The sequence below is a fragment of the Streptomyces cavernicola genome, from assembly GCF_029968035.1.
Lineage (GTDB): Bacteria > Actinomycetota > Actinomycetes > Streptomycetales > Streptomycetaceae > Streptomyces > Streptomyces cavernicola.
In genome coordinates this window covers 13,572-26,668 of the sequence record NZ_JASCIQ010000036.1, presented here as the reverse complement: position 1 = coordinate 26,668, position 13,097 = coordinate 13,572, and the positions used below count along the sequence as shown (strand labels likewise).

At 71.2% G+C, this 13,097-nt stretch carries 13 protein-coding genes; 10 read left to right on the top strand and 3 right to left on the bottom strand.

Translation table 11 applies throughout. The annotated features are described in order from the left end of the window. Nucleotides 1-8 precede the first annotated feature (8 nt). The 3 genes from QIS96_RS28470 (at nt 9) to QIS96_RS28460 (ending at nt 2,944) form a co-directional block, all read left to right on the top strand. Complete coding sequence (locus QIS96_RS28470) at nt 9-1,430, top strand: dipeptidase (protein ID WP_282545647.1); 1,422 nt, start codon at nt 9-11, stop codon at nt 1,428-1,430. 88 nt (nt 1,431-1,518) lie between these two features. Continuing rightward, nucleotides 1,519-2,460: an NAD(+) diphosphatase gene (gene nudC, locus QIS96_RS28465; RefSeq protein ID WP_282545646.1), complete on the top strand. Its 942-nt coding sequence runs from the start codon at nt 1,519-1,521 to the stop codon at nt 2,458-2,460. Between the two features lie 28 nt (nt 2,461-2,488). Next, complete coding sequence (locus tag QIS96_RS28460; protein ID WP_282545645.1) at nt 2,489-2,944, top strand: OsmC family protein; 456 nt, start codon at nt 2,489-2,491, stop codon at nt 2,942-2,944. Between the two features lie 93 nt (nt 2,945-3,037). Here QIS96_RS28460 and QIS96_RS28455 read toward each other — a convergent pair whose 3' ends face one another. Further along, nucleotides 3,038-3,280 carry a mycoredoxin gene (locus tag QIS96_RS28455; protein ID WP_282545644.1) on the bottom strand — a complete coding sequence of 81 codons (243 nt, stop codon included), beginning with the start codon at nt 3,278-3,280 and terminating at the stop codon, nt 3,038-3,040. Nucleotides 3,281-3,432: 152 nt separating this feature from the next. Here QIS96_RS28455 and QIS96_RS28450 point away from each other — a divergent pair, with 152 nt between their 5' ends. The 5 genes from QIS96_RS28450 to QIS96_RS28430 all read left to right on the top strand — a co-directional run bounded on the left by QIS96_RS28450 (nt 3,433) and on the right by QIS96_RS28430 (nt 7,345). Continuing rightward, complete coding sequence (locus QIS96_RS28450; RefSeq protein ID WP_282545643.1) at nt 3,433-5,646, top strand: ATP-dependent DNA helicase UvrD2; 2,214 nt, start codon at nt 3,433-3,435, stop codon at nt 5,644-5,646. 171 nt (nt 5,647-5,817) lie between these two features. Then, nucleotides 5,818-6,147, top strand: coding sequence for a hypothetical protein (locus QIS96_RS28445; RefSeq protein WP_282545642.1), 330 nt, complete (start codon nt 5,818-5,820; stop codon nt 6,145-6,147). Nucleotides 6,148-6,320: 173 nt separating this feature from the next. Beyond that, nucleotides 6,321-6,686: a WhiB family transcriptional regulator gene (locus QIS96_RS28440; RefSeq protein WP_282545641.1), complete on the top strand. Its 366-nt coding sequence runs from the start codon at nt 6,321-6,323 to the stop codon at nt 6,684-6,686. Continuing rightward, complete coding sequence (locus QIS96_RS28435; RefSeq protein ID WP_282545640.1) at nt 6,683-7,009, top strand: hypothetical protein; 327 nt, start codon at nt 6,683-6,685, stop codon at nt 7,007-7,009. The genes QIS96_RS28440 and QIS96_RS28435 overlap by 4 nt, the downstream gene beginning before the upstream one ends. Nucleotides 7,010-7,141: 132 nt before the next feature. Further along, entirely contained in the window at nt 7,142-7,345 is a 204-nt protein-coding gene (locus QIS96_RS28430; protein ID WP_282545639.1) for a hypothetical protein, read from the top strand. Nucleotides 7,346-7,385: 40 nt separating this feature from the next. Here the strand turns inward: QIS96_RS28430 and QIS96_RS28425 are convergent, their stop codons facing one another. Together QIS96_RS28425 and QIS96_RS28420 are read right to left on the bottom strand one after the other, a co-directional pair. Further along, nucleotides 7,386-8,831 (bottom strand): ABC1 kinase family protein, encoded by a 1,446-nt coding sequence (locus QIS96_RS28425; RefSeq protein WP_282545638.1) that lies wholly within the window; start codon nt 8,829-8,831, stop codon nt 7,386-7,388. 41 nt (nt 8,832-8,872) lie between these two features. Continuing rightward, nucleotides 8,873-10,144, bottom strand: a complete 1,272-nt coding sequence (locus tag QIS96_RS28420; protein WP_282545637.1) for a ThiF family adenylyltransferase — start codon at nt 10,142-10,144, stop codon at nt 8,873-8,875. A gap of 315 nt (nt 10,145-10,459) precedes the next feature. On the opposite strand from QIS96_RS28420, the gene QIS96_RS28415 reads away from it, so the two are divergent. Both QIS96_RS28415 and QIS96_RS28410 read left to right on the top strand, forming a co-directional pair. Then, entirely contained in the window at nt 10,460-11,077 is a 618-nt protein-coding gene (locus QIS96_RS28415) for a M48 metallopeptidase family protein (RefSeq protein WP_282545636.1), read from the top strand. Nucleotides 11,078-11,322: 245 nt separating this feature from the next. Beyond that, the gene (locus QIS96_RS28410) at nt 11,323-13,086 is read left to right on the top strand and encodes a TerD family protein (RefSeq protein ID WP_282545635.1); all 1,764 of its coding nucleotides are present in this window, start codon (nt 11,323-11,325) and stop codon (nt 13,084-13,086) included. Nucleotides 13,087-13,097 lie beyond the last annotated feature (11 nt).

Below are 13,097 nucleotides of genomic sequence, written 5' to 3'. Positions count from 1 at the left end.
TCAAGAGCATGAGCGACACCCCGGACAGCGCCGTCCGCGCGTACATCGAAGAGCACCGCGCCGCCTTCCTCGACGACCTCGCGGAGTGGCTGCGCATCCCGTCCGTCTCGGCCCAGCCCGAGCACGCCGACGACGTACGCCGCAGTGCGCACTGGCTGGCCGACAAGCTCAAGCAGACCGGTTTCCCGACCACCGAGGTATGGGAGACCGCCGGCGCCCCCGCGGTCTTCGCCGAGTGGCCGGCCGCCGAGCCGGACGCCCCGACGGTCCTCGTCTACGGCCACCACGACGTCCAGCCCGCCGCCCGCGAGGACGGCTGGCACACCGAGCCCTTCGAGCCGGTCATCGACGGAAACCGGCTGCACGCGCGCGGTGCCGCCGACGACAAGGGCCAGGTCTTCTTCCACACCCTGGGCGTACGCGCCCACCTCGCCGCCACCGGACGCAGCACCCCCGCCGTGCACCTGAAGCTGCTGATCGAGGGCGAGGAGGAGTCCGGCTCGCCGCACTTCCGCGCCCTGGTCGAGGAGCGCGCCGAGCGCCTCGCCGCCGACGCGGTGATCGTCTCCGACACCGGCATGTGGTCCGAGACGACGCCCACGGTGTGCACCGGAATGCGCGGTCTCGTCGAGTGTGAGATCGACTTCACCGGCCCGGACCAGGACATCCACTCCGGGTCCTTCGGCGGCGCCGTGCCGAACCCGGCGACGGCCGCCGCGCGCCTGGCCGCGGCCCTCCACGACGAGCACGCGCGCGTGGCGATCCCCGGCTTCTACGACGGGATCGTGCCGCTCACCGACCGCGAGCGCGAGCTCTTCGCCGAGCTGCCCTTCGACGAGCAGGAGTGGCTGCGTACGGCCAAGTCGCACGCCGCGCAGGGCGAGGACGGCTACTCCACCCTGGAGCGCATCTGGGCCCGCCCCACCGCCGAGGTCAACGGCATGGGCGGTGGCTATCAGGGCGCGGGCGGCAAGACGATCATCCCGAACTCGGCGTTCCTGAAGCTCTCGTTCCGGCTGGTCTCGGGCCAGCAGCCGGCCAAGGTCGAACAGGCTGTACGCGACTGGGTCGCCCGGCAGATCCCCGCCGGAATCCGGCACAGCATCACGTTCCTCGGCGCCACGCGCCCGTGCCTGACGCCGCTCGACCACCCCGCTCTGCAGTCCGTATCCAGGGCCATGGGGCGCGCCTTCGAGCAGCCGATCCGCTTCACGCGCGAGGGCGGATCGGGCCCCGCCGCCGATCTGCAGGACGTCCTCGACGCCCCGGTGCTGTTCCTCGGCATCTCCGTGCCGTCCGACGGCTGGCACGCCCCCAACGAGAAGGTCGAGCTGGACCTGCTCCTCAAGGGCGTCGAAACCACCGCCTATCTGTGGGGCGACCTCGCCGCCACCTGGCCCGCGACCCCCGAGGGGCCCGCCTCGAGCTGACCCCGCCGCCCGCGAAACTAGGGCCTGCCGTCCCCGCCGTACCCGTCCTGCCGAACAGCCCGTTCCACCGGGGGAGTTGGAAGCACCTGTGACCACCTGGACCGACCGCACCGCTGACCGGCCCCTGTCGCTGACCGCGCCCAGCGGCATCGACCGCGCCGCCCACCACCGCCTCGACGAGGCGTGGCTGGCCGCCGCCTGGAGCCACCCGACGACCCGCGTCTTCGTCGTCTCCGGTGGCCAGGTTCTGATCGACGACACCCCCGACGGCCGCACGGAGCTCGTCACGACGCCTGCCTTCGAGGCGCCCGTCACCGAGACCCACCGCTACTTCCTGGGCACCGACGACGAGGGTGTGAGCTACTTCGCGCTGCAGAAGGACTCCCTGCCCGGCCGCATGGACCAGTCCGCGCGGCCCGCGGGCCTGCGTGAGGCCGGGCTGCTGCTGTCCCCGCGGGACGCGGGCCTCATGGTGCACGCGGTCGCCCTGGAGAACTGGCAGCGCCTGCACCGCTTCTGCTCGCGCTGCGGGGAGCGCACCGTCATCGCCGCGGCCGGCCACATCCGCCGCTGCCCGGCCTGCGGCGCCGAGCACTACCCGCGCACCGACCCGGCAGTGATCATGGCCGTCACGGACAAGGACGACCGCATCCTGCTCGGCCGCCAGGTGCACTGGCCCGAGGGCCGCTTCTCGACGCTCGCGGGCTTCGTGGAGCCGGGGGAGTCCATCGAGCAGTCGGTGCGCCGCGAGGTCTTCGAGGAGGCCGGCGTCACCGTCGGCGACGTCGAGTACGTGGCGAGCCAGCCCTGGCCGTTCCCGTCCAGCCTGATGCTGGGCTTCGTCGCGCGTGCCACGTCCTCGGAGATCGAGGTGGACGGTGAGGAGATCGAGGAGGCCCGCTGGTTCTCCCGGGACGAGCTGACCGCGGCCTTCGCGTCGGGCGAGGTCCTGGCGCCGTACGGCATCTCGATCGCCGCCCGCCTCATCGAGCTCTGGTACGGCAGGCCGCTGCCCCGGCCCGTACCCTGACCGAGCCGCAGAGAGAGGGGCGCCGACCATGGCCGACTACCGCATCGAGACCGTCCGCACCGGCTACCGCCAGTGGACCGCGCGCAACGATCGGGGCGCCGAGGTGCGCATCGCCGCCGCCGACGACGAGGCGGGCCAGCCGTCGTTCACGCCGGTGGAGCTGCTGCTCGCGGCGTTCGGCGGCTGCGGCGGTCTCGTCGTCGACCGCACCGCGCGTGCGGTGGACCACGACGATCTGCGCATCGTCGTGGAATCCGTCTCCACCCCTGAGGACGACGGCCGGGTCGGCAAGGTCCGGGTCAGCTACGAACTGGACATCACCGCCGACGCCAACGGCGGCCGCGCCGCCGAGGTCTTCGCCCGCGGCGTCCGCCTGACCCACGAGAAGCACTGCACGGTCAGCCGCACCGTCGAGCACGGCGCGCGCGTGGAGGCGATTCTGCCGGACGGCACGGTGGGCTTCGCCGGAGGCGGCGAGCACTGACCTCCGCCCAAGACGCCCGTACGCGAAAACCCCCGCTCCACAGGGCGGGGGTTTTCGCGTGGCCGAAGCGCCGGCTACCGGGTCTCAGGCGTCTCAGACGCCGACCTTCTGCTTGACCTGGGCCAGCGAAGGGTTGGTCAGGGTCGAGCCGTCCGCGAAGAGCACGGTCGGAACCGTCTGGTTTCCGCCGTTCGCCTTCTCGACGAACGCCGCCGACTCAGGGTCCTGCTCGATGTTGATCTCGGTGTACGCGATGCCCTCGCGGTCCATCTGGCCCTTGAGCCGACGGCAGTAGCCGCACCAGGTGGTGCTGTACATCGTCACAGGTCCCTGCATGTCTCCAGCGCTCCTCATGTTTCGTCCGTTGCTTGGTCGCACCAGACCGAACGTATGCGAGGCGGTCACCATTCCCGCATTAGTACGACCAATGCTTCGTGCCTGTGGACAAGCGACTCGCCCGCCTTCGCGAACCTGGCAGCATTGGCGGGGTGACACCAGCAACGCACTCCACTCTCTTCCCGCCGCCGGGCGCGAGCCAGTACGCCCCCGTGCCGCCGGACGCGGACGCCGTGCTCGAGGGGCTCGACCCCGAGCAGCGCGCCGTCGCGACCGCGCTGCACGGACCGGTGTGTGTGCTGGCCGGAGCGGGCACGGGCAAGACCCGAGCGATCACCCACCGGATCGCCTACGGGGTGCGGGCCGGCATCCTCCGGGCCGACAGCGTCCTCGCCGTCACGTTCACCAACCGCGCCGCGGGCGAGATGCGCGGCCGCCTCCGCCAGCTCGGCGTCAGCGGCGTCCAGGCACGTACGTTCCACTCCGCGGCCCTGCGACAGCTGCAGTACTTCTGGCCGAAAGCAGTCGGTGGCCAGCTGCCCCGCCTTCTGGAGCGCAAGGTCCAGCTGGTGGCCGACGCCGCCGCCCGCTGCCGCATCCGCCTCGACCGCAACGAACTGCGGGACGTCACCGGCGAGATCGAGTGGTCCAAGGTCACCCAGACCGTCCCCGGCGACTATCCGGCCGCGGCGGTCAAGTCCGGCCGCGACGTCCCCCGCGACCCCGCCGAGATCTCCCAGATCTACGCGACGTACGAGGAGCTGAAGCGCGACCGAGGCGTCATCGACTTCGAGGACGTGCTGCTTCTCACAGTCGCCGTCCTCCAGGACAGGTACGACATCGCGGAGCAGGTCCGAGCCCAGTACCAGCACTTCGTGGTCGACGAGTACCAGGACGTCAGCCCCCTCCAGCAGCGTCTCCTGGAGCTGTGGCTCGGGGAGCGGGACAGCCTGTGTGTGGTCGGCGACGCCAGCCAGACGATCTACTCCTTCACCGGCGCCACCCCCGACCACCTGCTGGACTTCCGGATCCGCCACCCCCAGGCCACCCTCGTCAAACTGATCCGCGACTACCGCTCGACGCCCCAGGTCGTCCACCTCGCCAACAGTGTCCTCGCCCAGGCCCACGGCCGCGCAGCCGAGCACCGCCTGGAGCTGGTCTCCCAACGCGAAGCGGGCCCCGAGCCGAGCTACACGGAGTACGGCGACGAGCCCTCGGAGGCCGAAGGCACCGCCCGCCGCATCCGGAAGCTCCTCGACTCCGGCGTCCCGGCCAGCGAGATCACGGTCCTGTTCCGCACCAACGGCCAGTCCGAGCTCTACGAACAGGCCCTGGCCGACGCCGACATCCCGTACCAACTGCGCGGCGCCGAGCGGTTCTTCGAGCGCAGCGAGGTGCGCGAGGCGGGCGCGGCCCTGCGCGGCGCGGCCCGCTTCGGTGCCAACGACGCCCTGCTCGACGATGCGGTGGACGTGCCGTCCCAGGTCCGCGCCGTGCTGTCCACGAAGGGCTGGACGAGCAAGCCCCCGGCCGGATCGGGCGCCGTCCGGGACCGCTGGGAGTCCCTGGCCGCCCTGGTGCGTCTCGCGGAGGACTTCGCCCGCGCCCGGCCGCAGGCCACGCTCGCGGACCTCGTCGCCGAGCTGGACGAGCGCGCCGGCGCCCAGCACGCCCCCACCGTCGAGGGCGTCACCCTGGCGTCCCTGCACGCCGCGAAGGGCCTCGAATGGGACGCCGTCTTCCTCGTCGGCCTCACCGAGGGCATGCTCCCCATCGCCTACGCCAAGACCGACGAGCAGATCGAGGAGGAGCGCCGCCTGCTCTATGTCGGCATCACCCGCGCCCGCGCGCACCTCTCGCTGTCGTGGGCGCTGGCCCGCTCGCCCGGCGGCCGCGCCTCCCGCCGCCCGAGCCGCTTCCTCAACGGCCTGCGCACCGGCTCGGCCGCCGCGGCAGCTCCACGTACGTCCTCGGTCGCCGCCGGTGTCGAGCGCGCCCCCGCCCGCAACCGCAAGCCCCGGGGCCCGGTCCTCTGCCGGGTCTGCGGCCGCACGCTCAGCACCGCGGGCGAGATGAAGCTGATGCGCTGCGAGGACTGCCCCTCGGACATGGACGAGGGGGTCTACGACCGTCTGCACAGCTGGCGTGCCCATGAGGCAGCCGAGCTCGGCCAGCCCGCGTACTGCGTCTTCACGGACAAGACCTTGATCGCCATCGCCGAGCAGGTCCCCGAGTCCGAGGCCGAGCTGTCCCGCATCCCCGGCGTCGGAGCCCGCAAGCTGGGCCGCTACGGAGCCGACGTTCTGGCCATCTGCGCAGGTGAGGAACGCCCCGTGGGAGTTGGAGAAGTTGACGACGACGACTGATACAAACTCGTCGAAAAAATAGTTTGCGTACGCCGCAGCAATCCCCATAGGTTCTTAACCACGGAAACAGCGGCTTCTCCGAAGCCCTGGATCCGTGCTGTACTTAAAACCTTGTACGCCAGCGGACCGGTTCGCGCCGAGTCCCCGAGACGCCGAGAGGAGGCGATTCCAGTGATCAGCATCAACGCCAGCTTCAGCAACACCGTCGTCAAAATGACCGATCGCTCGGTCGTCGCCACCTGCCCGCTCGGTCTCTCGAACCAGGGCACCGGTCTGCCCGTCGGCATCTCCGCCGTGCGTCCGGCCTCCCTGTCCCACGCGTTCCTTTCCCTGGACGAGCGCAATGAGCGACCGACCAAGGCACCGGAAGCAGCAGTAGCAGCGGCACAGGCGCAGGCCTATGCCTTTGCGGCAGCCGGTGCCGGACTCCGGAAGCAGACGACGACGCAGCACCACATGTGGGCCTTCCGCGGGCTCGAACCCTGGAGTGATCCAGCCTGATCGACGATCAGGCAGGCGCCTTCAGGGCCGCGGAACCCCACCAGGGATCCGCGGCCCTTCTGTTTTCTCCGAACGGGGAGAGCGGGGCGAAGGGGCCGACGGACTTGCAGCACTGGTACCAAGCCGCCACCCGGCCGACCGGCCGGAACGACCAGACGAGGAAGACACCGACCGTGCAGACCGAAGCGCACGCCCCGTCCGTACCGCCTTCAGAGACGCTCCCCCCGCCCGGCCTTCAGGAGAACACCTTGACTCCGCTCACTGCGCTCACCGCGCTCGACGACGCCATCGAGAACCTCGGCGTACCCGTCCCCTGCCGTAGCTACGACCCGGAGGTCTTCTTCGCCGAGTCGCCGGCCGACGTCGAGTACGCCAAGTCGCTCTGCCGCACCTGCCCGCTGATGGAGGCCTGCCTCGCCGGCGCCAAGGAGCGGCGTGAGCCGTGGGGCGTCTGGGGCGGCGAGCTCTTCGTCCAGGGCGTGGTCGTCGCCCGCAAGCGGCCGCGTGGCCGCCCGCGCAAGAACCCGGTCGCCGCATGAACGCCTCCGGAACGATCGACCGCCCCCTGACGCACGACCCCATGAAGCAGGCCCCGATGAAGCCCTTCGCCAGCGAGCCCGTCGGCTCCGCGATCCCAGAGACCACCACTGAATCCGGCGCGATCTCCTCGCGTCAGAACAGGACCCGCGAAATGCAACTCCAACCCGAAGCCCTGGCACGGGCACATATGCATGAGCGCATGCGCGAGGCCGACGCCGAGCGCCAGGCCGTGCGCCTGATCAGCGCTCGCCGGATGCAGCGTCGCGCCGAGCGCGCCTCGCTGCTCGCCCGCCGCGCGCTGGCCATGGCGGTCATGCACTGACGAGACAGGACGAAGGTGATCACCGGCCGACCGGTCGGTGACGCCGGCTCCCCGCGGGGGCCGCTCTCAACGGAGCGGCCCCCGCGGTGCGTTGTGTTCCCGGAGCTTCCGGCACAGCGGTACCGTCACGAAATGGACAGTCGACCTCATCACTCAGATGAGCAGCCGGGTGCCGAGAACGTGGTGTGTTCCCGCTGCGGTGCCCGCGCGACGGACGAACAGCTCATCACCTGGACGTTTTCCGTGGAGGACAGCGTTCGCCGCTACTACTGCGACGACTGCGCCCGAGCCAACATCAGGTCCATCGAGGGCCGCTTGGACTCCTCGTGGTGGTGAGCGACTGCCTCCTCGGTCTCCGTCTCAGGTAGGCACAAGTTCAGGCCTTGGCCGCCGGTTCGTCCGTGACTGCCTCATCGCCCTCGGCGGTCTCGAGCTCCTCATCCTCCTCGGGCTCCTCGTGTTCTTCGAGCTCCTCCGTCGTCTCGTCCTCGGCGAGGAATCCGGGGAGCCATGCCTCGAGTTCGTCCCGCAGTCGGACCGTCGCACCCAGCTGACACAGCACGCCGATGGTGCTGAGCGTCACCCGGTGGATCAGCAGGTACGAAGGCGGCAGGTTCAGCTGCTTGCCCAACTGGTGTGCCGGAGAACGCGGATCGGCTATCCGCGCCGCCTGACTGCGGATCCAGTCGCGGGTGAACGTGAAGGCGTCGACCTGGGCCGGTTCGATGATCGGCAGCAGGTAGTCGAGGACCGCATCGGGGTCGAGTTCGATGTTCTCCTTCACGAAGCCTTCGCCGCAGAGCAGTTCGTAGACCGACTCGGCCTCGCCCTCGAGCGTCATCCGCAGCGAGTGCCCGATCGTGGACGGCAGCCCGCCGGGCAGACGGTCGACCGTGCCGAAGTCGAGCACGCCGAGCTTCCACGCCCCGTCCTCGTCACCTTCGTCGGCGGGCAGCAGCCGGAAGTTGCCGGGGTGCGGGTCGGCGTGCAGAAGTCCCGTGCGGGCCGGGCCGGAGAAGAGGAAACGGGCGAGGAGTTGGCCTGCCCGATCCCGCTGCTCCTCGGTGCCGTCGGCTATGACCTCGGAGAGGGGGATGCCGTCGATCCACTCGGTCACCAGCACCTTCTCGCTCTGGTGCAGCACCTCGGGGACGAACACATCGGGGTCCTCGGCGAACTCCCGGGCGTGCTCCTGCTGGGCCTGGGACTCCAGCTCGTAGTCCAATTCCTCCGAGATGCGGTCTCGTAGTTCCGTGATCAGGGGCTTGACGTCCATACCCGGAATGAGCGGGCCAAGGAGCTTGGCGAACCTGCTCAGTTGGGTCAGGTCGGACAACAGCGCCTCGCCCGCCCCGGGGTACTGCACCTTGACCGCGACCTCCCGGCCGTCGTGCCACACCGCGCGGTGCACCTGGCCGATCGACGCCGCCGCGGCCGGCTTCTCCTCGAACTCCAGGAAATACTCGCGCCAGTCATCCCCGAGCCGCTCCTCGAGCACGGCGTGCACCGTGGCCGTCGGCATCGGCGGCGCTGCCTCCTGCAGCTTGGTGAGCGCCGCCCGGTAGGGGCCGGCGACCTCCTCGGGCAGTGCGGACTCGAAGACGGACAGTGCCTGCCCGAACTTCATGGCACCGCCCTTCAGCTCGCCCAGAACCTTGAACAGCTGCTCGGCGGTGCGCTGTTGGAGCTCGCGCCCCACGATCTCGGCGGACTTCCCGCCGATCATCTTGCCGAGGCCCCAAGTGGCCCGGCCCGCGATGCCGAGGGGCAGCGCGGCCAGCTTGGCGGTACGGGTAACCGCCTTCCGGGGAAGATCAGACATGCGCCCCTCCAAAACCCAGACTGCCGCGCCTCATCCGGCGCTCACCCGGCCATTGTCTCGTGCGGTTCGCCATCCATGGAGGTGTCCTCCCTCTCATCCATGAAGCGCTCCCACTCGCTGAGCGGGTTCCGTTGCCGGGCAGCGCCGCAGGGGCACTCCCGATGCGGCCCCACCGGCTCCGGTCGCCAGTCGAGCTCGGGGAGCGGAATCTCCCAGCGGGTGCCCGTACTTGCGGGCAGCGCGCCGTCGAGGAACGTCAGCGCGTGGGCGGCGGCCAGCCCCGCGACCGTCGTCGCCAGGCCCAGGTCGCAGGCCTGCACCGGACGCGACTGCCCAGACCTCCCCGTCCGCCCCGACCGCCACTGGGCCAGCATCCGCGGCCACGCCGGATCCCGCTCCGCACGGCCGAGGTCGAGACAGCCCGCGCAGGCCGACGCACCCGGCAGCACCAGTGGGCCCACCACCCCGGTGCCCTCGATGACTCCCGCATAGAGGTGCGGCGTACCCGACTCCATGAACGGGGCGGCGAGACGAGGGTCGGGGGCATACGCGGCGACCCCGTCACGCGGGGCCAGGACGACGAGCGAGAGCCCCGGGTCCGCGTACGGCTCCGTCCCGTCCGTCGTGCAGGCGGCCGGACCGGTCGTTCCCGCGGCCGTCGGCGGCTCTTGGGGAGAGGAGCGGGCGGTGCGGAACGGCCGGGCCTGGCGCGGTGCCCGCTGCGGTGCGCAGCGACGGACGAGTCGTCGCGCGGAGTCGTCCCTGCGCTCCCCGATCGACTCGGCGGGAAGACCTCCCGGGGCGACGTCCGACGGTTCCACCCGGCCGCCGTCCAGGACGTCGACCCGGCCCAGGCCCGCGCCCGAGAGCACCGCGGCGATCGTCGCGCCCACCCGGCCGGCCCCGCGCACCTGCACCCGCATGCCGCGCCGGGCCGTCAACCTCCGTATGCCACCGGTCGGTTCGCGGTCGGTCAGGCTGAGCGAGGCGAGGTCGGGGCGCAGGCGGTCCAGCACTTCCGGACGTTTGCGCAAGGCGCTCGGGCACCCGCCTCCTCCCGTCGCATCGTCCAGGAGACCCGCTTCGGCGAGCCGGGAGAGCAACTGGTCGACGTGGCCCGGCGGTAGGCCCAGGCGCTCTCCCTCCGCACGCAGCATCGACGGCCCGCGGGTGCCGTCGATCAGGTCGAGCAGGCCGGCCGTCGCAGGGTCCATCGGGCCGAGGACCACGGCGTGGGCGCGGGCCACGCCGAACTGCACCGTCGTCAAGTCCCGCCAGCCGCGCCGCAGTGCGGGCTTCACCCTCGGATGCATGACCGTCCCCCCCGATCTGGTCCGCCTGAAATGCCGTGAATCTGCAGGAGAGTTCGGTCGCGTCGGCTGCTCTCCCGTTGCAGCCGACGCGACCGACTCGACGGCTCGGCGGCCTGGCCGAGCGCGACCGACGCGAGATCGGGCCGCGCTCGTCCCCCGAGCCGCTGCCAGCATGCCCGTCCCGTCGACTCGGTGCCGCGAGTTGTCCACAGGCAAGGGGGATTAGTCGTACAAATCTTGGCCGGGGTGTGCCGATCGCCCGGGAACCCTGCCGGAGCCGGGACTTCCCCTCGCCCCAGCAGGTAACGTCGGGGCGTGCCCGCCGACGTACCGCAGCGCGCCGAGAACCCTGAGCGCAGCGCGACCAGCCAGCCGCCACGCGGCTCAGCAGTGAGCGCGGTCGAGGTGAGGCGGAGCGCGAGACGCCGCAGAACGGTCTCGGCGTATCGCGAGGGCGACCGCACGATCGTGCTCATCCCCGCGCGGATGTCGGAGGCGGAGGAACAGCGCTGGGTCGGCGTGATGCTCGACAAGCTCGCCGCGCAGGAGAGCAAGCGGCTCCTCGGTGACGCGGAGCTGGCCGAGCGCGCCGAACTCCTCTCCGAGCAGTACTTCCAGGGGAGGGCGCGCCCCAGAACGGTGCGCTGGGTCACCAACCAGAACACCCGCTGGGGATCGTGCACTCCCGCAGAGGGCAGCATCCGCCTCTCCCACCGGCTGCAGGGCATGCCCGAATACGTCGTCGACTACGTCCTGCTGCACGAGCTGGCGCATCTCCTCGTTCCCGGGCACGGGCCGCGCTTCTGGCGACTCCTCGAGGCGTACCCGCGCACCGAGCGGGCCCGCGGCTACCTGGAAGGGGTCGTCTCCGCGGAGCGGCTCCCGCACCTTCCGGCGGCCCGCAGCGAACCGCAGGACACGCGCGAGGCGTGATGTCGGCGAGAAGCTGAACAGCTGAGCGGCTCAGAGGCCGAGAACGCTTCCGACCTCCGGTTTTCGCTGCTGGGAACAGCCAGGGCAACGGTCGGCACGCGCTCTTTGTGTAACACCTGTGAGCGCACTGTGACGCCTCGGGCAGCGATTCTGTACCGGGTGCGTCCCGGCTTCGCTCGTTGTCAGAGTTAGCGGTTAGCCTGGCGCGACGCATTCACATTCGGGATGGGGGACGGTCGTTACGCATGGCCAGGGAATTTCAACGCGGCCACAAGGCCAAGATCAGTGACCTGACCCAGGGCACCGATCTGTACGTAGGCGTGCAGATCAACGGCCCGGGTCTCACGTTCGACATCAGCTGCTTCGGCCTCGATGCCAACGAACAGCTCTCGGACGACCGTTATTTCGTGTTCTTCAACCAGCCGAAGTCGCCGGAGGAGTCCATTCAGCTCCTCGGCACCCAGGCCGGGGACACGGAGTCCTTCCGCGTCACGCTCGACCGGATTCCGCCGCAGATCCAGAAGCTGTCCTTCACGGCGACGATCGACGGCGCCGGCCAGATGTCGCAGGTCGCGCCGGGTTACATCCGGATCGTCGCGGGCGGCGAAGAGGTCGCGCGGTACGCGTTCGACGGCTCGGAGTTCAGCACCGAGCGCGCCGTGATGCTGGGCGACTTCTACCTCAAGGACGTCTGGCGGTTCGCCGCCGTGGGCCAGGGCTTCGACGGCGGCCTCGAGGCGCTGCTCAAGAACTTCGGCGGCGAGGTCGCCGAGGAGGAGCAGCCGGCCGCCGCGCCTCAGCCGCGGGGCGGCGCAGCCCCCGGCTTCGCCCCGCCGCCCGGCGGAGCGGCACCCGCACCGTCGTTCGGTGCGCCCGCCCAGGCCGAGCCCGCGCCCGCCCCCGCGCCGGCCCCGTCCTTCGGTGCGCCGGGCGCCCCCGCTCCGGCTCCCGAGCCCGTCCCGCAGGCCCCCCAGGCGCCGCAGCCCGCGCAGGGATTCGCGCCGCCGCCCGGTGGAGCCACGCCGCCCCCGGCGCAGCCCGATGTGCACGCGCAGCCGACCATCGCCGCGCCCCTCGCGCCCGCGCCCGGCCAGACCCCGCCCATGCCGCCCGGGTACGGGCAGCCGGGCCAGCCCGCCGCCGCGCCGCAGGCGCCCCAGCAGCCGCAGTTCGGCCAGGCCCCTGGCCAGATGCCGGGTCAGGCTCCGGGCCAGATGCCCGGCCAGGCCCCGGGGCAGATGCCGCCCGGCTACGGCCAGCAGCCGCCCGCCGGATTCCCCGGTCAGCAGCCCGGCGCCCCCGCCCCGTACGGCCAGCCTCAGGGTGCGCCGCAGGGTGCCGCTCCCGCCGGTGTCGCCGGCGCGCTGCAGAAGTACCGCGAAGCGCCCACCGGCCAGCGCTGGACGCAGCAGAACGAGCAGATGGTCCGCGTCGACCTCGGTGCGGACGGCCAGCCGGTTCTCGCCCGCCAGGGCAGCATGGTGCTGTACCAGGGCAAGGTCGACTTCAGCTACAAGGGCGCCGGTTTCGCCGGCCGTATCGTCGGCAACGCCACCGGCCAGGAGATGCAGCTGATGCGCTGCAGCGGCCGCGGCCAGGTCTTCCTCGCCGAGAACGAGGCACACCTGCACCCGGTCGAGCTCCAGGGCGACGCGATCTGCGTCTCGGCGGAGAACGTGCTGGCGTACGACGAGTCGCTGCAGCACGAGGTCCGTAGGATCGAGGGCCACGGCATCCCCGGCGGCGCGCTGTTCACGATGCACTTCCAGGGCACCGGCACGGTCATCGTGAAGACCAAGGGCACCCCCGTGATGCTGCCGGTCACGCCGACGACGTTCGTGGACGCCAACTCCGTCGTGGCCTGGTCCGCCACCGCGCAGGTGATCATCTCCAGCCAGGTGCGGCTGCGCCGCCAGGCCTTCCCCGGCCACAGCGGCGAGACCGTGAACCTCCAGTTCCGCGGTGCGCCCGGCAGTAACTTCGTCATCGTCCAGCCCTACGAGATCTAAGGGGAGCGAAG